Source organism: Kosakonia sp. Marseille-Q7440 (genome assembly GCF_965119485.1).
Map to the genome: position 1 here is coordinate 177,918 of NZ_CBCPLT010000002.1, position 19,775 is coordinate 197,692.

The following is a 19,775-nucleotide window of genomic DNA, read 5'->3' on the forward strand; positions in this document are numbered from 1 at the left end:
GGCGCTCTGCTTACCCGGCCTACAATTTGCGTAGGCCCGATAAGGCGTAGCCGCCATCGGGCAATGTGCCGGGTGGCGCTTCGCTTACCCGGCCTACAACTCGCGTAGGCCCGATAAGGCGCAGCCGCCATCGTGCTTTATGCCGGGTGGCGCTCTGCTTACCCGGCCTACAATTTGCGTAGGCCCGATAAGGCGTAGCCGCCATCGGGCAATGTGCCGGGTGGCGCTTCGCTTACCCGGCCTACAATTCGCGCAGGCCCGATAAGGCGCAGCCGCCATCGGGCAATGTGCCGGGAGGCGCTTTACTTACCCGGCCTACAATTCACGTAGGCCCGATAAGGCGCAGCCGCCATCGGGCTTTATGCCGGGTGGCGCTGCGCTTACCCGGCCTACAATTCGCGTAGGCCCGATAAGGCGCAGCCGCCATCGGGCAATGCACCGGCGTTCGTTATGCGGCGCGCACCTTGCGGCGCGAATCCAGCGCGATAAGCAACACCGACGAGACAATCAACAGCGTGCCGAGCCAGTCCGGCAATGTGAAGACCACGCCGAGCAAGGCCACCGAAAGCAGGGCGCTACTGAGCGGTTCGGCGCAGCTTAAAATGCTCGCTTTCGAGCCGCCAATCATCTGCGCGCCCTTCAAATAGAGGCTAAAAGTCACCGCCGTACCAATCACTACCAGGTAGAAAAAGGCCATCAACAGCGCGCCGTCGATGACAAAATCACTCCCCTGCCCGGCATAGAACGGCGTCAGCATTAACCCCGCCAGCAACATACTCCAGCCGACAATCGGCAGCGTGCCGTAACGGGCAATCAGCGCCGAAGGGTATGTGGTGTAAAACGCGGCGGAAAAGGCGGAAATAATCCCCCACACCAGCGCGCCGGAGGAGATGGAGAGCGAGGTGAGATTACCGTGCGTCACCAGCAGGAAGGTGCCGATTAACGAGGTCATGATCGCCGCTGAGACCAGCAGCGTCGGGCGCGCTTTGCGTACCAGCGCAAACCACGCGACGATAATCGTCGGCGAGAGGAATTGCAGCACCGTGGCGGTGGCGGCGTTGGATTTCTCGATGGTCACCAGGAAGCTCAACTGCACCACCATCGCGCCAAACAGCGAGAAGAAGAGCAGGCTCAGCGCATCTTTCCGGTTTTTCAGAATGGTAAAAATCTTGTCGCCGTGAACAAACGACAGCGTAAGCAGGATCACGCCGGTAAAAAGCAGGCGCGTCATGGTCAACCACTGCGCAGAGATGGCGCTCTTCTCCATAATAAACTGCGCGCATACCCCGGAACTGCCCCACAACACTGCCGCTGCGAGCACGCAGAGCATCCCTTTTTTCGTCGAACTCATCGCTAACCCGTTGATAACTTATTAACAGGTTAAGAAGCATAACACAGGGCCGGGCAGGAACCGGAGGCGGCCTGAGGGAAACCGCCTCCGGGCTGTTACCTTACCACCAGGCTTCCCACATCGCGCCGATATTGAGCGAGTCGAGGGAGGTATCGTTGGTGCCGTTAACGCGTGCGGTGCGTTTGTTATCCACTTCGCCGCCGGTTACGTAGAAGCGCAGCATCGGGCGGAACTCCGGCCCCATCGCGATAGAGATGTTCTGCGACAGCGTGGCTTTCCAGCCGTGGTTGTCGCCGCCATCATCATAATCCACGCGCTGGTAGCCCAGCTCCAGCCAGGTCGAGTGCACATCGTTCCACCAGTGCATCGGGCGAACAATCGCGCCATAGTTGCGGCGGTTATCCGTTTTTATGCGGCTGTTGTCGTAATCATGGAAGGCGAGCAGGTAATCCACCTGGGTTTGCTGGGTGAATTTATAAGTCCCTTCGAAGCTGGTGTAGATGGCCTTCAGATCGTCGGTTTTGTTAAAGACGCTGTTGTCCGAGTTATCGGAGTAGCGGGCGATCAGCTTGTTGATGCCGCTGTCGTAGGTATGGCTCAGCACCGCGCCGCCCTGCCAGGCGTGCAGGCGCTCGTCGCGATCCACCGCTTTCGAGTCAAAGCCGTAGTTGGCGTAAATCTCCAGATCGAGCGGGCCAACTTTCATGCCGTGCACTTTCGAGGTGACCGCATAGTTGCCTTTATCGCCAACGTTAGAGCTGCCGGTACAGGTGATGCGCGACGGGTTGGATTCATCCTCCAGTACTTCCGGGCTACAGGATTCGATGGAGCCAACGGCCGCAACGTCAAACTGCACGCCGCCAATGTCGAAGTTTTTCACCCCCGCGCCCTGACCGTCGTGGTTCATCCAGAAGTAGTCGTTGATCCCCTGCTGCGGACGTTGGTGGAAATCACGCCCCGCCCAGAAGTAGGCGTTAGGGTTGGAGGCCAGCAGATTAGTCACGCCAGCGTAGGCTTTTTTCAGGTTAACTTCATCGCCCCAGTGATCGAACATCACGTTGACGTCCCAGATCGCGCCATTATCGCCTTTGAACGCTTTCGAGAGCTGAAATTCGCCGCCGTTGCCTTCGTTGCCAAGACGACCAATCGCCGACGCGCCGTTGTAAGAGCCGTCAACGCCGACATATTTCTGATCGCCGGACTGATAATGCGCGCCATAGCGGGCATAGCCGGTAAATTTCACGCCGTAAGGGATCGCCAAATCGGGCGTTTGCGCTGCGCTTTGCGGCTCAACCACCACATCGGCTTTTTTATTCATTGCGGCGTCCATTTTCGCCTGGCGTTCCGCCAGCGCTTTATCCACCGCTTTTGCGACAATGGCGTCAATTTGCTCTTGCGTAAACTCCTGGGCGAGGGCGGAACCAGAGCAAAGTGTAGCCGCAACCGCCAGCGCCACTGGAAGTTTTTTATTTATCTTCATGGTTATCTCAATATAGTAAGTTGTTCTCAGACAATAACCTTCCGCTCCGTTACAGAGTGGAATATTGCCATCATCAAAACAGACTGCTTTATTTTATTAAGTTGGGTACAGACGTATTAAGATTTACCGTAATCAATTCTCCATTCAGTTACGCTGATAAAGCTGAACGATCTCCTCAGATAATTCGCGAGCTAATAACGACGTCATTAAATGGTCCTGCGCATGCACCATAATTAAGGTCATCAGCTGGCGGCCTTCGCCGGCATCCTGTTCGATTAATTTGGTTTGCATCTGGTGCGCCTGGCGCGCATAGCCATCGGCCTCTTTCAACAGCAGTTTTGCTTCATCGATGTTGCCTTCGCGCGCGGAGCGCAGGGCTTCAAAGCAGAGGCTGCGCGACTGCCCGGCGTTGACGATAATCTCCATTACCGCCTCTTCAAGTGCGACCATAATTTTCAATCCTGAGTAGTAAAACCATTATTTTCAGCGGTGGCGGCAAACCACTCTCCACTTTTTTTAACGGTGCGTTGTTGGGTGTCGAGATCTAATTGCACGAAACCGTAGCGGTTTTTATAGGCATTACACCACGACCAGTTATCAATAAAGGTCCACATATGGTAGCCAAGACAGTTGCTGCCTTCGCTAATCCCTTTATGCAGCCAGATAAGGTGATCGCGAACGAAATTAATTCGGTAGCTATCGTTTATTTGGCCATCTTCAATAAACCGCTGTTCATTCTCGACACCCATACCGTTTTCAGAAATAAAACAGCGTGGGTTACCGTAATTCATGCGCAGGTTGGTGAGAATATCGTAAATACCCGGTTCATAAATTTCCCACCCGCGATAAGGGTTCATTTTACGGCCCGGCATATCGTAATAATCAAACAGCCACTCCGGCATAAACGGTGAATCGGGATTGACCGCGCTCTCCCGGCACTTTACCCGCCGCGGCTGGTAATAGTTGATGCCGAGCAAATCGATCTTCCCTTCTGCGATCAGCGCAATATCGTCTGGCTGGCAGGCGGGCAGCTGATTGTGCTCTTTCAGCAGCGCCACCAGGTCAGCGGGATACTCGCCACGCAGTACCGGGTCGAGAAAACTGCGGTTAAACAGTAAGTCAGCGTAGTGCGCCGCTTTCACATCCGCCGGGTGCTGCGAACGCGGATAAGAGGGTGTCAGGTTGAGCACAATGCCAATCTCACCGGGATGATGCCCGGCGCGAAAGGCGCGCACCGCGCTGGCGTGAGCCAGAACCGTGTTGTAAGCCACCGTGGCCGCGCGTTTAAAATCGACCACATTCGGGTAGTGGAAATCGTAAAGATAACCGCCTTCCACCGGCACAATCGGCTCGTTGAAGGTGAACCAGTGATGCACGCGATCGCCGAACAGCTCAAAGCAGATCTGCGCATAACGGCTGAAGGCGTCGACCACTTCCCGGCTCTCCCAGCCGCCCTTCTCCTGCATCACCATCGGCATATCGAAGTGGAACAGGGTAATAAACGGCGTAATGCCCTGCGCCAGCAGTTCGTCAATCACACTGTTATAAAACGCTACCGCCTGCGGATTCACCTCGCCGGTACCGTCCGGGATAAGACGCGCCCAGCTCAGTGAGGTGCGAAAGCTGTTGTGCTTAAGCTGTTTGAGCAGGGCGATATCCTGCCGCCAGTGGCGGTAGAAGGTCGACGTCTGCTGCGGCCCCACCTGCTGATGAAAACGCCACGGCTGACGGGCAAACCAGGCATCCCACGTGGTGGCGCTTTTACCGCCCTGTTCGCTTTCCCCTTCGGTTTGCAGCGCAGAGCAGGCGCTGCCCCACCAGAAGTTTGCGGGAAATTCATATTTCATTACCGGCTCCTTTTAATTACTGCTGACGGTTTCCGCCATCGGGGCGCTGCTCTGCGCGGCTTTTTCCTCTTCTGCTTTCATCAGCGAATGCTCGTAAGCACGCAGGAAAGGCAGATACATCAGGGCGGACATCACCATACAGATCAAACACATCACCAGCGGGCTAAAGGCCCAGTTTGCGGCCCAGGAGGCACCGATTGGCGCAGGCGTTGTCCACGGCGTCAGGGAAACGACCTGTGCCAGCAGCCCCATTTTGGTGGCGGTCCAGGCGAGCACGGCGTTAATCAGCGGCACGCAGACAAAAGGCACAAACAGCATCGGGTTCATGATGATCGGTGCGCCGAAGAGGATCGGTTCGTTGATGTTAAAGAAGCTCGGCACCACGCCCATTTTGCCGATGGTACGCAGATGGGTGACGCGGCTGCGCAGCAGCAGGAAGGCCAGCGGCAGCGTAGAACCAACACCGCCAATCAGCAGGTAGTGATCCCAGAAGCCTTGCAGATAGACGTGCGGTAACGCTGCGCCCGCTGCCAGCGCGGCCTGGTTCGCGGAGAGGTTGGCCATCCAGAACGGGTTCATGATGCCGGTGACAATCAGCGAACCGTGGATGCCGGCAAACCAGAAAATCTGGCACAGCAGCACAGAGAGCAGAACCGCGGGCAGCGAGTCAGAGGCAGAAACCAGCGGCTCCAGCAGGTGCATAATCGCCTGCGGCATAATCATGCCGGTTTGCGCTTCGATAAAGAGGTTAAGCGGGTGCAGCGTGCCAATAATCACCAGCACCGGAATGAGGATCTCAAACGAGCGGGCCACGCCGGTCGGCACCTCTTTCGGCAGACGAATGGTGATCTTGTGCTGCTTCAGCCAGGCATAAACGCGCGACGAATAGATAGAGGTAATCAGCGCAGTAAAGATGCCCTGGCCCGAAAGATACTGCGTCGAGATGGTGCCATCTTTGTAAGGTGCGGCGACCAGCAGAAAGGCCATAAACGCCAGCAGGCCGGTCATTACCGGGTCGAGATTAAACTGGCGACCGAGACTGGCACCAATGCCGACAGAGATGAAAAAGGTCATCACCCCCATGCTGAGGTTAAATGGCAACATCAGCTGTTCGCGGTATTCAGTCGAGAAATCAAGCCACGCGCGGGCGAAGCCGACGGTGGTATCCGCTGAAAAGGGCGGGAAGATAAACACCAGCATAAACGAGCCGATGATCATAAACGGCAGCGCGGCGGTAAAGCCGTCGCGGATGGCGATAACGTACTTTTGCTGACCGAGACGACCGGCCAGCGGCGTGATGCTTTGCTCAATCACCGTAATCATGGATTGGTAGAGGGAACTCATAAGAACACCTTTTAATGTGCCGCTTCAATCAGCGACAGAGCATAGTCCAGTACCTCGTCGCCACGTTGCATGCCGTAATCCATCGGGTTGATGGGTTGTACCGGAATGCCCTGGGCGGCGGCCTTTTCTGCCAGTGTTTTTAACATGTATTTAACTTGTGGACCGAGAAGCACGACCTGGTAGCGCGGAAACTGCAGATCAAACTCAGCTACGCCGTACGCGTCGATCTCAACCGGAATATCGCGGGCTTTCGCCGCCTCTTCCATTTTTCTGACCAGCAGACTGGTGGACATACCGGCTGAGCAACACAACATGATCCTGAACATCGTTAACCGTCCTCGAAGTGTAAAAAGTTATTGCGGAGACGATTGGATATCATATGGAAACCGGTTTCCATGAATTCGCCGTAGAAGTGTGATAGCTGTCAATATCTGTAAATAATAAGGCTGAGTTATTGGATTTCGGTCACGAAATTGCGCTGTTTGAACAAGAAAAACGGCGCAAATGGAAAATCGGTTTCCATGAAAAAAAGAAACGGCTATACTCGCGGTGGTTATAGATTAGCCATTGCAGTGTCTGTTTTTTGCGGGCGCACATTGCGCCTGCCAGGGGAGAAAGATGTCTACAATCAACGATGTATCACGTTTAGCTGGGGTGTCGAAAGCCACAGTCTCACGGGTGTTGAGCGGTTCGCGCGGCGTTAAGGAAGCCAGCCGTCTCGCGGTACTGAAAGCGGTCGACGAGCTGAACTATCGGCCCAATGTTATCGCCCAGTCGCTGCTCAGCCAGTCGACAGGCTGCATCGGAGTGATTTGCGCGCAGGAGAATGTTAACCAGACCACCGGTTACCTCTACGCACTGGAGAAGCATCTCAGCCAGAGCCAGAAGCATCTGCTGCTGCGCTTTGCTAACACCAAAACGGAGGTGATGAGCGCGCTCGATGAGCTCACCTGCGGGCTGTGTGACGATGTACTGATCATTGGCGCCCGTTTTCCGTTATCCATTGACGACGAGAATGTGATTCTTGTGGATTGCGTCGAGTCTGCCGATACCACGCTCAACAGCATTCAGTTCGATCGCGCCTTTGCCGCCGAAACTGCCTGCAACTATCTGACAAGCCAGGGCCGCCGCCAGATCGCGCTTATTCACCCGCATAATGCCGCCGCCGAACAGGTGCTGCACGGTTATAAACTGGCGCTGGAAAACAATTTCCTGCCTTTTAACCGCAACCTGGTCTTTATGGACGACACCTCATCATCCGTGGCGTTGCAGGTGCTGCTGAACAACGCCACCACGCTTAATTTCAATGCGTTGCTGGTCGCCGATGAGCAGGAAGCGCAGCGCGTGATCCCGCAACTGCAGGCGTTTAATAAATCGGTGCCGGAAGATATTATGGTCTTCAGCCTCGCCGGCTCGCTGCATCTGCCGGGTATTCCGACTATTCCGGCAATTGAATATTCAATGGATGCGATGGCAGCGCGTATTGTGTCGTGGCTCAATGAAAAAACGCAGAGCGTATTAGGAACATATCGCGTGCGCGGGGATTTAATTATTCCGGACGTAAGAAAACGCTAAATAACCAGGCCTTCGAAAGGAGGCTTTTTATTTTATATCAGATAAGAATACTCTTTTCGGCGGTTAACCTTTCCCAAACTCTCCCTTCGCTATTGAAATGTAATAGAAAATAAACAAACCTATCATACATCGATTTTAAGGGAGCTTAATCGGTATCGAGTCGTACCTGTAAAATCCATTCTTTTAATAAGGAAGGTAGCTATGCGGCACTCGAATATATGTGAACCAGGGATAAAAATCCTGTTCGCTTTTATTATTATGATGGTCGCCATGCCTGCGGATTCACATATTCAGAAGCCAATATCCGCTGCAATCGTACAGGTGTCAGCGGATTCATTTACTACCTTTCTTCCCTCTGGTCGCAACACGGCGGCCAGACAGTTCGTCCGCATCGCCGGCGAAAAGCAAAAAAACATCGATCCTGATGGGCTGCGGCAACGGGGCTATTTCCGCAACCTGGCAGAATGCCCCCTCTCGTGTGATCTGTGTGCATCCTGTTGCACCTGCTTTATGGGGCTTAGCGATAACCGTTCACAACTGACCAGCTACAGCGTGCCGTTTAAGCCAGAAAACCGAGGTTATTCCGGCGATATCGAATGGTTCTCACCCTGCTGCCACACCATGCAAATGGCAGCCTGTTATTGAACTGAGAGTGCGTTTTTTCATATACCCCTGCGTTGATGGTCTGACTTGTACGACTTGTTAGATTTGCCGGTCTGTGGACCGGCTTTTTTTTGGCAGGCCGCCGCAGAGCCAAGGAGAAGAGCCGTGGAAAAGAGAGAGAGCCTCTGGAAAGTCGCTGGCATTACTAACCTCGCCAGCCGCCTCTATTGTCCGCTAGTCTCCCTGACGGATGGCCGCGTATTTCGCACAGTCCGGCTGGAGCTTGATGGGGATCGGTTGAAATATATGACGTTGCGCGAGATAGAGGTGGTGGCAGTCAGCCTGATTAAAAACCATGCTGATGAGAAAACCTGAAACAGGCAGACGAGCAGAAAGTAAAAAGCATTCGTCTGGGCACTACCTTCAGCGTGAAAATGAAGGCCGGGAATAACCCATAATGCCCAGGCGAATGCGTTCTGGAAGCGCAAAAAATATTATTGAAATATAGCGAGATGTTCGCGCGTCATAAAGCGATGGATTTCACTATCAGACAAAATAACCCGCTCACGGAGGGGTCTCATCGTTACCTTTTTTACACCCTTCGTGGCAGGGTAAATTACATTTATCAGACTCTGAGTCATAGCAGAAATGGTAAAGCGGACAGGTTTCGCACAGCGCTCTTTCATTATTACAACGCGTCTTGTACATATGATTAAGGCACTCGTTATCCTGGTTTTTATCCTCGACGCTTAATACACGAATTAACTCGCGTGAAGACATGGTGTGTTCTATTTTTTGCGCCAGTTGCGATTTGTAAGCGTAAATGGTTTTAATCTGTAGGTTCTTTAATTCCGCTATTTTCTGTATCGAGAAACCAGCGATAAGCAGTCGCAGGGTGTTAATCTCATTGGGCGTTGCGCCCAGCAAATAGAGTCGGTGATAGATTTTGTCCTGAATCTCTTTATATAACGTCTGCCTGTCATAGAGCAGATTCATCATTCTGGGTCGCATAATACCCGGGGAGAGGCAGACCGGTGAGCGATCGACACGCATCGCTGTCTCTATATCCGCGCGCGTCATGGTAATCAGTTTTGAATGCGTTATGCAGCGCTTCTCTTCAAAATAAAATTCAGCAACGACTTTATCATTGAGATGAATTTTCCGCGCCGTAAAAAAAACCGCGCGCAGGCGTGAAGTTGAGGCAACCGCCGCGATAAGTACTACTTTGCGATGCGGTGAGGCATCAATGATTAAAGGGAGTGCGGTGTTTTTATGCAGGACCTCTAACAGCTTTTGCTCATCCTGGTATATTTTTATAACGATATAACTGTTTTTTTCAAAAAAAGCGGTGATGGCCAGGAGCGCAGGCCAGGAATAGCTAAAGACGATGATCTCAGCAGACATACAAAAACTCCCTTTATTTATACCTGCAAATATGAGAGGTATTTCCTTTTTAAAGCCCGGTGTAAATCTCCAGACCGAGCCAAATCAAGCTAACGACCAGCATGATTAAATAGATGGTTATTGCCGCAACGGTTCCATCCGCGACCTTCTTTTTCTTAGTGCCCTCTTCGTCTTGCCAGTATTTTTCTTCAGTGCAATTTTCTTTGAACCTATCTTGCTCGTGGTTATTCCGTTCCATAAGGTCCTCGTTTCTTTGACAGTAAAAGGCTCTCGCAAGCTGCCGCCATTTTTCTCTGAGCACAACAAATAGGCTGATGATGATTATCCCCATGGCAGTAGCAAAAAACATCCTGATGCTGTAGCGCATACGCACGGGCGAAATTTGATAAGACTCCTTTTCTATACGGTAAAACGTGTGGTTAATATCTTCTAAATAACATTTGCTGATTTCGTTAATCATACTCTGCTGCTCATTGTTGGCTTGCTGCAGCACCAGCTGAATTGACGTATTCTGCGCGCCGGCAAACCACGAGAGTAGGGATATTCTAATCTGATTAGGACTGGAATCATCAAGATAGATATCCTGCCACTCGCCGCGAGCGATAACTTTTTTTAAGTAAATAAGGTAATCATTAAAAAAATCGTCAGCCTCAATCACCACTTCAGCACCATAAAAGTTTTGTATGCAGGCCATCAGTGGATAAAGGGTAAATTTTTCTGCCGAACTGATGGTGAGTGATGTGAGCCATTGTTGAGGGTAATAAAATGTACTCAGTATCGCCAACATAAAACCCACTATACCAGAGCAAATGATGTCGCGGCGGGCGTGATAAAGAGTAATTAATATTCCTGAAGTGTGATTGCTTTTATTACTATTCCCCATGCGGCACTGTTGTGATGCCATTTATTTAACCCTCATTGTTAAATGGTTAAAGCAACCTCCTGGTCTATTAAGTAAGATATTTTTTGTTGCTGCTTTTTTCAAATCGGCAAAAAAAGGGCTGGCGGCAAATAGAGATTTTTATGTGATCTGCGTCACATAAAATTGTGTATTTGCTCCTGGAATAGCGTGATTCAGGCAGTAATAAAGCGATAAGTAAAACCAGGAATTTATTATCTCAACGTAAAAAGCTTTTAGTGATAATAATCTCTCTGTAGATAATTAGCAGGAATTGGGCTTTCGTTAAGAATATTCTTCTGTTTTTTCTTTTTGTCTGAAAATAATAATGCGCTGTTTAATAAATAATCTCAAGCGGGTATTTTTATTTTGCCTGGCTGACTAACCAGCTTGCTAAGCCATTGTCACACTCTCCCACCGGTCGGCCGGGCACCCACACATGCGTTTTAGTCTGTTTTTCTTTATTAGAGGATAACCAGGTAAATCCTTAGCTAAAAAAATCACCAGGTTAGCCATAAGATTGCTAAGGCCGGTTTGCTATAAGCCATACGTTTTCGTTGTTAGACAGGTTGATGAGCGACTCTTATCTTTCGTCATGATTTGTAAATTTCATGCAACGACTTGATGAGGGAGCAATTTTGGCCAGGTTACTGAATCGCTTAACAACAAAGCCCACGCACTTCACCCTTGCGCTGAAAATTGCGTTGCTCAGCGGCATGGTGGCGTTTTCCACCGCCTCTTTCGCCGATGAACCCTTAAAGGAGGGCATCACACCTGCAACGGACGCCAGCCAGATCCCGGCGGCGGCGAAATTACGCAAAGATACCGTTGTTGCTGGCATCTCTGAGCCACAGGGCATTTTTAACCCCTACTTTTTTGTTAACGGTTGGGATGAGAACGTCACTAACGTCATCTTCTCGCGCCTGATCGACTGGGACAGCCACGGCAAGCTGGTGCCGGGTCTGGCAGAGAGCTGGACCATCAGCCCGGACAATAAGGTCTACACCATCAAGCTGCGCCCCAATTTGACCTTTAGCGACGGTTCACCGCTCACCGCAGAAGATGTGGCCTTCACCTTAACCGTGCTTTATGACCCAAAATATGATGGCGATACCGATATCACGCTGGCGAATATCGCCGGCGGCGCAGAGTACAAAGCCGGTAAAGCGGAGAGCGTCAGCGGCCTGAAAGTGATTGATGCTCACACGCTGCAAGTGACCACCACCCAGCCGGGCGCGACGACGCTGGCAAAAATCGGCGGGCCGGTGCTGTCGAAAGCCTATTACGGTAAAGGGTATCAGCGCGGCAATCTCGACTATTTACGCACGCTGCACGGCAAGCCGCTCGGCAACGGGCCGTATGTCTATGACAAATACATTCCTGGCCAGGAGATCCGTTTCCACGCCAATACCCATTTCTACCGCGGTACACCGCCGACGCCGCGCTTTATCTATCGCGTCACCAACCCGTCGACCAACTTCCAGCTGTTCCAGACTGGCGAGACCGATTACGACGCCTTTACCTCGCGCCCGGATGATATTGAGCAACTGAAAATGCTGGGCTTCGCCAATATCAATCTCTACGGCTCCAGCGACTACAGCAAAGTGGAGTTCAACGTGCATCGCCCGGCGTTGCAGGATGCGAAAGTGCGCCAGGCGCTGATTTACGGTCTCGATCGCCAGAAACTTATTGATGTGGTCTATCAGGGCTACGGCAAAGTGGCGATTGAACCGATCGCGCCCATCTCCTGGGCCTACAACGCCGATGGCGTAAACCCCTATAAGTACGATCCGGCACAGGCGAAAAAGCTGCTTGATGAAGCAGGCTGGAAACCGGGCCCGGACGGCATCCGTGTAAAAGATGGCAAACGCCTTGAACTGACGCTGCTGGTGAGCAAAAAAGTGCTCAACGATGCGCTGATCCCTATCGCCAAAGAGAACTGGCAGCAGATTGGCGTGTTGCTGAAGCCGCAGGTGGTGGACTTTAACGCCCTGATGTCCCAGCGCAAAGCGGGCAACTATGACCTGGCCTCGTTTAGTACCAGCACGCTGAACGATCCTCATGATGGCGTCTGGGATTACTACAGCACGGAATCGAAAGAGTCGGGCTATAACAATCCGCAGGTCGATAAGCTGATTAACGAAGGCAACGCCGAGCTGGATGTCGAGAAACGCAAGCCGATCTACCACCAGCTCTATAAAGTGCTGGCCGACGATCCGCCGGTGATTCTCCTCGGCTACCGCCAGATTTTGTCAGCGAGCAGCGCCCGCGTAACCGGCTTCAAACCGGACATCTATAACGGCCTGACCGGCAGCCTGCCGGATGTCAAAATCGTTAAGTAAGACCTTCACCGCCGCCGGAAAAGCCCGGCGGCGGGCATGAGAGCGCTATGGGAAACTTTATCCTCAGGCGGCTGCTGCAAACCGTGCCGATGCTGCTGCTGGCTTCACTGATCATCTTTATGCTGTTCGCCAAAACACCGGGCGACTTTATCGACGGCAATATCACCCTGACCGCCGCCCGCGCCGCTGAACTGAAAGCGATTTACGGCCTCGATCAGCCCCTTTTTACCCGCTATCTGCATTGGCTCGGCCAGCTGCTGCGCGGCGATCTCGGCTTCTCGCTGCAATACCAGATCCCGGTCAGCCAACTGCTGAACCAGTACATCTGGAACTCCTTCCTGCTGGCAAGCGTCGCGCTGGTCTTCTACTGGGGGATTGGCCTCGCGGTCGGCATTGCTTCAGCGCTGAAACCCAATTCGCTGTTTGACCACGTGGTAAGCGTGGTGGTCTTCGCCGCCATGTCCTTTCCGACCTTCTTCCTCTGCCTGCTGCTGATTAAATGGTTCGCCGTCGATCTGCACTGGCTGCCGGTGGGCGGCATGACCAATACCGGCAGCGATGACAGCGGCTGGGCGTGGGTGATGCAGGTTGCCGCGCATCTGGCGCTGCCGGTGCTGGCGCTGGTGATGTTGCAGGCGGGCAGCCTGACGCGCTACTTCCGCGCCAGCATGCTCGATGTGGTGAAGATGGACTTTATCCGCACCGCCCGCGCCAAAGGGCTGCGCGAGCGCACGGTGATCTTCAAACACGCGCTGCGCAATGCGCTGCTGCCGATTATCACCCTGCTCGGGTTTGAGCTGCCGGGGCTCTTTTCCGGGGCGATCATCACCGAAAAGGTGTTTAACTGGCCGGGTGCCGGGCATATTCATATCGATTCGCTGGCCGCGCGGGATTACCCCGTGCTGATGGGGTTCACCCTTTTCCTGGCGGTATTAACCATTGTCGGCAACCTGATTGCCGATGTGCTCTACGCGTGGGCTGACCCGCGTATCCGGGTGAGGTGATGATGCTGGGTTCACTCTTCTCAACTAACCGCCGTCTGCGCAAAGCAGAGATCCCGGCGCTGGCTCAGGCCACGCCTTCCCCGTGGCGCCAGGCGTGGCGCGCGCTGCGCCACAACCGGCTGGCGATGCTCTGCCTGCTGGCGCTGATCGTCATGGCAATCTGGTGCGTCGTCGGGCCCATCTGGTCGCCGTGGAAAAACGACGCTACCGATGCACTGATGATCAACAAACCACCTGGTGCTGCGCACTGGCTCGGCACCGATTTCCTCGGGCGCGATGTCTACACGCGTCTGCTGCTGGCCGGACGTATTTCGCTGATTATTGGCCTGCTGACCATGCTGCTCTCGGTGGCGCTCGGCTATCTGCTTGGCGCGCTGTCGGGCTATGCGGGTGGCTGGACCGATAAAGTGATTATGCGGCTGGCGGATCTGGTGATGACCATCCCAAGCCTGCCGCTGCTGATTGTCGCTGGCGCGATGCTGTCGGAGCTCGATTTCCCTGCCGAATCGCGTATCTACATGGTGGTGGTGATGCTCAGCCTGCTGGAGTGGCCGAAGCTGGCGCGGCTGGTGCGCGGGCAGATCCTCTCCCTGCGCGAGCGCGATTTTATGCTGGCCACCCAGGTGCTGGGTTTGTCCTCGCGGCGTCGTCTGTTTGGTCATCTGTTGCCCAACACGGTACCGATTCTGGTGGTGATGGCGACGATGGCGGTGGCCAATGCCATTCTGATGGAGTCGGCGCTCAGTTACCTTGGCATGGGCGTGGTACCGCCAACGCCGTCGTGGGGCAATATGATGGATGCCGCTAACAGCCTGATCGATTTTCAACGCCGTCCGTGGCTGTGGATGCCGCCAGGCATCGCCATTTTTATTACCGTGATTGCCATTAACGTGCTGGGCGATGGCCTGCGCGATGCGCTCGATCCGAAGATGAAACGGAGCCTGAAATGAGCGAGCCGCTGGTCACATTCAACCAACTTTCCGTCTCTTTCGCCGCAGAACAGGGGCGCGTGCGCGCCGTGCAGGAGGTCTCCTTTGCCATTCAGGCCGGGCAGACTATCGGCGTGGTCGGTGAATCCGGCTGCGGAAAAAGCGTCACGGCGATGTCGCTGATGGGTTTGCTGCCACCGCAGGCAGCGCGCATCGATGGCGGGGAGATCCGCTTTCAGGGCGAGGATCTGCTGCGCCTGAAGCCGTCGAAAATGGCCGATCTGCGCGGCAACCAGCTGGCGATGATTTTCCAGGAGCCGATGACCGCCCTCAACCCGGTGCTGACCATCGGTGAGCAGCTGTGCGAGCCGCTGATCCGCCATCGCGGCCTGTCGCCGAAAGCGGCCTGGCAGCGCGCAACGCAATTAATTGCTGAAGTGGGGCTGGCGCGGGCAGAGAGCCTGATGAGCAGCTACCCGCATCAGCTCTCCGGCGGCATGCTGCAACGCATCATGATTGCCATGGCCCTGAGCTGCCAGCCGAAGCTGTTAATCGCCGATGAGCCAACTACCGCGCTGGATGTCACCGTGCAAGCGCAGATCCTGCGGCTGCTGCGCGATCAGGCGCAGGCGCACCATATGGCGCTGATGTTGATCACTCACGATCTGGGTGTGATCGCGCAGATGGCGGAGCATGTGGTGGTGATGTACGCCGGACGGATTGTTGAGCAGGGTCCAACCGCGGATGTATTACGTCATCCGCTACACCCCTATACCAAAGGGCTGATCGCCTCGCGTCCGGTGCCGGGCGAGCGGCGGCGTCGGCTCTACTCGATCCCCGGCCAGGTGCCGGATCTGGCTGAACTGCCGCCGTGGTGCGCTTTTTACGATCGCTGCGAGCGCGCGACCGACGCCTGTCGGCGCGGCATTCCGCCGCTGGTGGGCGACGAGACCCGGCAGGCGGCCTGTATTCACAGTGCGTTAACGGAGCCGCAGGTATGAGCGCAGAGTATGTGATTGAAGTTAACGACCTGAAAAAGTACTTCCCGCTGCGCGACGGGCTGTTTGGTCAGCAAACCGGGCAGGTGCGCGCGGTCGATGGCGTCAGTTTTAACATTCGCCCTAGTACCATTTTTGGCCTGGTCGGCGAATCCGGCAGCGGCAAAACTACCGTCGGACGTACGCTACTCGGGCTGTACGACAAAACTGCGGGCAGCGTGAAGTATCGCGGCCAGGAGCTGGGCGATCTTCCGGCGAAGGCGCTGCGCGCCCTGCGACCGAAAATCCAGCTGGTGTTTCAGGATCCCTACAGCTCGCTCAACCCGCGCATCCGCATCGGCGACGCGATTGGTGAAGCGATGCTGGAGCATAAGCTCTGCACCCGCGCGGAGCTGTATGACAAGGTGATTGCGGTGATGAAGATTTGCGGGCTGGCGCCGCAGCACTACAACCGCTTTCCCCATGAGTTTTCCGGCGGCCAGCGCCAGCGAATTGGCATTGCACGGGCGCTTATCCTCAACCCCGACTTTATTATTGCCGACGAGCCGATTTCGGCGCTGGATGTCTCTATTCAGGCGCAGATTATCAACCTGTTCGCCGATCTTCGCGACGACTTCGGCGTTACCTTTCTCTTTATCTCCCACGATCTCGGCGTTGTCGAACATCTGTGCGATGACGTGGCGGTGATGTATCTCGGGCAACTGGTGGAGACCGCCAGCCGCGACACGCTCTTCAACCAGCCGCTGCACCCCTATACCCGCGCGCTGCTGGCCGCCGTGCCGACCCTCGATCCGCTGCGCGAACCGGTGGCGGGGGTGCAGGGCGAGATCCCGGATCCTTCGCGCCCACCGCCGGGCTGCCGCTTTTCGTCGCGCTGCCCGCACGCCACGGAGATCTGTCGTGAACAAGCGCCTGCGCTGCGTGAAGTGGCTTCCGGGCATCATGTTGCCTGCCACTGGGTGGATAAGATGTAGTGCCGCTTCGCCGTGCTTCCCCAGGCTGTTCTATGCTTATCAGTCCTGTCTGAAATCATGGGGAACACGGTACATGAGAGCACTTACTTATCACGGGTCACATAAAGTCAGCGTCGATAACCATCCCGATCCGATTATCCAGGCGGCGGATGATATTATCCTTCGCGTGACCGCCACGGCGATTTGCGGCTCGGATCTGCACCTTTATCACGGCAAAATCCCCGGTACGCATCACGGTGACATCTTCGGCCATGAGTTTATGGGCGAAGTGGTCGAGACCGGGGCTGGTGTGCATGCGGTCAGCAAGGGCGACCGGGTGGTGATCCCGTTTGTTATCGCCTGCGGCGAATGTTTTTTCTGTAAGCTCCATCAATACTCCGCCTGTTCGGAAACGAACGAAGGCAAAGGTGCGGCGCTAAACCGAAAAGGCATTACTCCGCCGGCGGCGCTGTTTGGCTACAGCGATCTCTATGGCGGTATTCCCGGCGGCCAGGCGGAGTATGTCCGCGTGCCGAAGGCCAATACCGGGCCGTTTAAAGTGCCGGATACGCTCTCTGACGAGAAGGTGCTGTTCCTCTCCGATATTCTGCCAACGGCCTGGCAAGCGGTGAAAAACGCCGAAATTAAACAGGGCTCAAGCGTGGCGATTTACGGCGCAGGCCCGGTCGGGCTGCTGTCGGCGGCGTGCGCGCGTCTGGAAGGGGCTGAACAGATTTTCATGATCGATGACAGCGACTACCGGCTTGCTTTCGCCCGCGACCGCTACGGCGTTATTCCTATCAACTTTGATAAGAATGACGATCCGGCGGCGTGGATTATCGAAAACACGCCCGGTCATCGCGGCGTTGATGCGGTGATTGATGCTGTGGGCTTCGAAGCCAAAGGCAGCACCACCGAAACGGTGCTCAGCACCCTGAAAATCGAGGGCAGCAGCGGCAAAGTGCTGCGTCAGGCGATTGCCGCCGTGCGGCGCGGCGGGATTGTCAGCGTGCCGGGCGTCTACGCCGGGTTTATCCACGCCTTTATGTTTGGCGACGCCTTCGATAAAGGGCTGACCTTCAAAATGGGGCAGACCCACGTGCACTCGTTCTTGCCAGACCTGCTGCCGCTGATTGAGTCCGGCCATCTCAAACCAGAAGAGATTGTCACGCACCATATGCCGCTTGAAGAGGCCGCCCGCGGCTATGAGATCTTCGATAAGCATGCGGAAGATTGCCGCAAAGTGATCCTCGTTCCGGGGCTCAACGCCGCAAAAGCGACGATCTAACCACGCCATGCCCGGTTCGCCGGGCAGATCTGCAAAAAGCCCGGTGAACCGGGCTTTCAGGCATGTTTTAGTTCCTCGAAAAGTTCTGGATGCTTGTCCAGCGCCTTAAAGAGCAAAACTAAAGGTCTTGGCGGGGCAACACGCCCGGTTTCGTACCGGCTAAAGGCATTTGCGCCGCCGCCAAACATCTCTGCCGCCTGGCGCTGATCGAGATTAAACCGCTTTCGGATGGTGGCAATAAACTGAGGATCAACTTCTTCGGCGTTAACTTTGCGGACAAAAGCTGCAACCTGTTTTGAGTAATGTTCACCGTTCAGACGGTCGAAAATGATCTCTCCACATGCGTCGCAGTAATCGCCTGCAATCGCAGTGAGCGTAGTCACTTTCCCTTTGTAACGGTATTCAATGTTGCGGGTGTCATGTTTGAGTCCCGCAGCGCCGCAAACAGGGCATTTCATTTATCTCTCCTTAAACGACACGATCAGTACATCATCAGAGACGATTAACTTCAGATAGAGTTTCTGCCTCTTCCAGACTGGTCGGTAAACATCGTGCCACACCGTATGATCGGCATATGCCGTCATGCTTTTAAAAAAATCTTCTGAAGTGAGCGCCAGAATCACCGCGCACATCTCGTCAAATGGCGGTGGATTAAAGCCTAATTCAATCGCTCCCGCGACAGCGCTGGCCGTGGTTCTGACCTTTCCCTCAAGCACCATCCGCTTGACGATATGTAAGCGGACATGGGGAGTCCCTTTCTCCATATTTTTAACCTAAAAGCTAAATTATGCAAATAGGGTAAAAAGCTACCGCACGCAATGTCCTGGTCAAAGCGGGAAAGTAGGGAAATGCGGGTGATGGACGGGTTGGCCTGCAAGAGAATGCAACAAATAAGAAGCCCGGTGAACCGGGCTTCCATTTTTAGATAAAGGTGAAGATCTCGTCGCGCGGCAGGCGGGATTTAGGCAGCGCGGCATTAAAATCCTGCTCGCTGCGCACGCCGAGCGATACCAGCACGACGCTGGTCAGCCCTTTCTCGCGCAGGCCCAGCGCCAGGTCGAGTTCACGCGCGTCAAATCCCTCCATCGGCGTGGCGTCGATGCCGAGCATCGCTGCGCTCAGCAGCAGGCCGCCCAGCGCCAGATAGACCTGTTTCTCCATCCACTGCGGCAGATCGCGCTGCTCATAGCGGTGCAGATCGACATAGGAGCGGCGACCCTTATCCTGACCCGCTTTCGCGCCGTCAGCCACAAAACGGCCATCCTTCTCTTCCTGCGCAAGCACCTTTTGCAGGTGGGCTTCATCGAGATCGCTGCGCATGCAGAGCGCAATCACGTGCGAGGCATCGGCAATTTTCGGTTTGTTATAGATGAAGTTGCTGGTGGCGGATTTCGCCATCGCCGCGCGTCCCTCCTCGCTTGAAGCGACAACAAAGTGCCACGGCTGCGAGTTAACGGAAGAGGGGCTGTTGTGCAGCACGTTGAGCAGGGTGTCGATCTTCTCCTGCGGCACGCGCTGAGCGGGGTCGAAGGCTTTAACGGTATGGCGGGAAATCACGGCTTCATCAAGGGTCATTTTTCTCTCCTGGCGAACATTCAAATAATGCGGGGCGCACCGTCCCGTAGAGTCGCCGAGGATAAACGCAACGCCAGCGAAGATAAATTGGTGAAAAACGGCAACACTTTCACTCGCAAAGTGAAAATACGGTTTGCCTGCGCCCGCTTTTCTGGCACAACAGAAGCGCTTGTTATTTGCCGTT

General features: G+C 54.6%; 20 protein-coding genes. 9 read left to right on the top strand and 11 right to left on the bottom strand.

Annotated elements, in window-relative coordinates:
• Positions 1–448 precede the first annotated feature (448 nt).
• The 6 genes from ACWPW2_RS14715 to ACWPW2_RS14740 all read right to left on the bottom strand — a co-directional run bounded on the left by ACWPW2_RS14715 (position 449) and on the right by ACWPW2_RS14740 (position 6,348).
• A complete protein-coding gene (locus ACWPW2_RS14715) occupies positions 449–1,351 on the bottom strand; it encodes an EamA family transporter (protein WP_042715084.1) in 903 nt (300 codons plus the stop codon).
• A 100-nt stretch (positions 1,352–1,451) separates the two neighbouring features.
• Complete coding sequence (locus tag ACWPW2_RS14720; protein WP_124966944.1) at positions 1,452–2,831, bottom strand: carbohydrate porin; 1,380 nt, start codon at positions 2,829–2,831, stop codon at positions 1,452–1,454.
• 144 nt (positions 2,832–2,975) lie between these two features.
• Positions 2,976–3,281: a PTS lactose/cellobiose transporter subunit IIA gene (locus ACWPW2_RS14725; protein ID WP_454123837.1), complete on the bottom strand. Its 306-nt coding sequence runs from the start codon at positions 3,279–3,281 to the stop codon at positions 2,976–2,978.
• Between the two features lie 5 nt (positions 3,282–3,286).
• Positions 3,287–4,678 (bottom strand): glycoside hydrolase family 1 protein, encoded by a 1,392-nt coding sequence (locus ACWPW2_RS14730; RefSeq protein ID WP_289744540.1) that lies wholly within the window; start codon positions 4,676–4,678, stop codon positions 3,287–3,289.
• A 12-nt stretch (positions 4,679–4,690) separates the two neighbouring features.
• Positions 4,691–6,022, bottom strand: a complete 1,332-nt coding sequence (locus tag ACWPW2_RS14735; RefSeq protein WP_076769302.1) for a PTS sugar transporter subunit IIC — start codon at positions 6,020–6,022, stop codon at positions 4,691–4,693.
• A gap of 11 nt (positions 6,023–6,033) precedes the next feature.
• Entirely contained in the window at positions 6,034–6,348 is a 315-nt protein-coding gene (locus ACWPW2_RS14740; protein ID WP_042715075.1) for a PTS sugar transporter subunit IIB, read from the bottom strand.
• A gap of 292 nt (positions 6,349–6,640) precedes the next feature.
• On the opposite strand from ACWPW2_RS14740, the gene ACWPW2_RS14745 reads away from it, so the two are divergent.
• The 3 genes from ACWPW2_RS14745 to ACWPW2_RS14755 all read left to right on the top strand — a co-directional run bounded on the left by ACWPW2_RS14745 (position 6,641) and on the right by ACWPW2_RS14755 (position 8,575).
• A complete protein-coding gene (locus ACWPW2_RS14745; RefSeq protein ID WP_042715073.1) occupies positions 6,641–7,597 on the top strand; it encodes a LacI family DNA-binding transcriptional regulator in 957 nt (318 codons plus the stop codon).
• 201 nt (positions 7,598–7,798) lie between these two features.
• Positions 7,799–8,242, top strand: coding sequence for a hypothetical protein (locus tag ACWPW2_RS14750; RefSeq protein ID WP_454123841.1), 444 nt, complete (start codon positions 7,799–7,801; stop codon positions 8,240–8,242).
• Between the two features lie 123 nt (positions 8,243–8,365).
• The gene (locus ACWPW2_RS14755) at positions 8,366–8,575 is read left to right on the top strand and encodes a hypothetical protein (RefSeq protein ID WP_042715070.1); all 210 of its coding nucleotides are present in this window, start codon (positions 8,366–8,368) and stop codon (positions 8,573–8,575) included.
• Positions 8,576–8,764: 189 nt separating this feature from the next.
• On the opposite strand, the gene ACWPW2_RS14760 is transcribed toward ACWPW2_RS14755, so the two are convergent.
• Together ACWPW2_RS14760 and ACWPW2_RS14765 are read right to left on the bottom strand one after the other, a co-directional pair.
• The gene (locus ACWPW2_RS14760) at positions 8,765–9,604 is read right to left on the bottom strand and encodes a helix-turn-helix transcriptional regulator (RefSeq protein WP_454123843.1); all 840 of its coding nucleotides are present in this window, start codon (positions 9,602–9,604) and stop codon (positions 8,765–8,767) included.
• 49 nt (positions 9,605–9,653) lie between these two features.
• Positions 9,654–10,508 carry a hypothetical protein gene (locus ACWPW2_RS14765; RefSeq protein ID WP_454123845.1) on the bottom strand — a complete coding sequence of 285 codons (855 nt, stop codon included), beginning with the start codon at positions 10,506–10,508 and terminating at the stop codon, positions 9,654–9,656.
• Positions 10,509–11,113: 605 nt separating this feature from the next.
• On the opposite strand from ACWPW2_RS14765, the gene ACWPW2_RS14770 reads away from it, so the two are divergent.
• The 6 genes from ACWPW2_RS14770 (at position 11,114) to ACWPW2_RS14795 (ending at position 18,016) form a co-directional block, all read left to right on the top strand.
• Positions 11,114–12,844 carry an ABC transporter substrate-binding protein gene (locus ACWPW2_RS14770; protein WP_454123847.1) on the top strand — a complete coding sequence of 577 codons (1,731 nt, stop codon included), beginning with the start codon at positions 11,114–11,116 and terminating at the stop codon, positions 12,842–12,844.
• 47 nt (positions 12,845–12,891) lie between these two features.
• Complete coding sequence (locus ACWPW2_RS14775; protein WP_042715061.1) at positions 12,892–13,848, top strand: ABC transporter permease; 957 nt, start codon at positions 12,892–12,894, stop codon at positions 13,846–13,848.
• 2 nt (positions 13,849–13,850) lie between these two features.
• Complete coding sequence (gene opp4C / locus ACWPW2_RS14780; protein ID WP_454125230.1) at positions 13,851–14,798, top strand: oligopeptide ABC transporter permease; 948 nt, start codon at positions 13,851–13,853, stop codon at positions 14,796–14,798.
• Positions 14,795–15,778, top strand: coding sequence for an ABC transporter ATP-binding protein (locus ACWPW2_RS14785; RefSeq protein ID WP_454123850.1), 984 nt, complete (start codon positions 14,795–14,797; stop codon positions 15,776–15,778). Before opp4C ends, ACWPW2_RS14785 begins: the two co-directional genes overlap by 4 nt.
• Positions 15,775–16,749 carry an ABC transporter ATP-binding protein gene (locus ACWPW2_RS14790; RefSeq protein WP_454123852.1) on the top strand — a complete coding sequence of 325 codons (975 nt, stop codon included), beginning with the start codon at positions 15,775–15,777 and terminating at the stop codon, positions 16,747–16,749. Before ACWPW2_RS14785 ends, ACWPW2_RS14790 begins: the two co-directional genes overlap by 4 nt.
• 73 nt (positions 16,750–16,822) lie before the next feature.
• Complete coding sequence (locus ACWPW2_RS14795; protein ID WP_042715056.1) at positions 16,823–18,016, top strand: zinc-dependent alcohol dehydrogenase; 1,194 nt, start codon at positions 16,823–16,825, stop codon at positions 18,014–18,016.
• Positions 18,017–18,072: 56 nt separating this feature from the next.
• Here the strand turns inward: ACWPW2_RS14795 and ACWPW2_RS14800 are convergent, their stop codons facing one another.
• From ACWPW2_RS14800 to ACWPW2_RS14810, 3 genes are all read right to left on the bottom strand, one after another.
• Entirely contained in the window at positions 18,073–18,474 is a 402-nt protein-coding gene (locus ACWPW2_RS14800) for a type II TA system antitoxin MqsA family protein (protein WP_124966951.1), read from the bottom strand.
• On the bottom strand, positions 18,475–18,780 hold the full coding sequence (locus ACWPW2_RS14805) for a type II toxin-antitoxin system MqsR family toxin (RefSeq protein ID WP_124966952.1): 306 nt from the start codon (positions 18,778–18,780) through the stop codon (positions 18,475–18,477).
• Positions 18,781–18,937: 157 nt separating this feature from the next.
• Positions 18,938–19,591 carry an oxygen-insensitive NAD(P)H-dependent nitroreductase NfsB gene (locus ACWPW2_RS14810; RefSeq protein WP_054802733.1) on the bottom strand — a complete coding sequence of 218 codons (654 nt, stop codon included), beginning with the start codon at positions 19,589–19,591 and terminating at the stop codon, positions 18,938–18,940.
• Between the last annotated feature and the right edge of the window lie 184 nt (positions 19,592–19,775).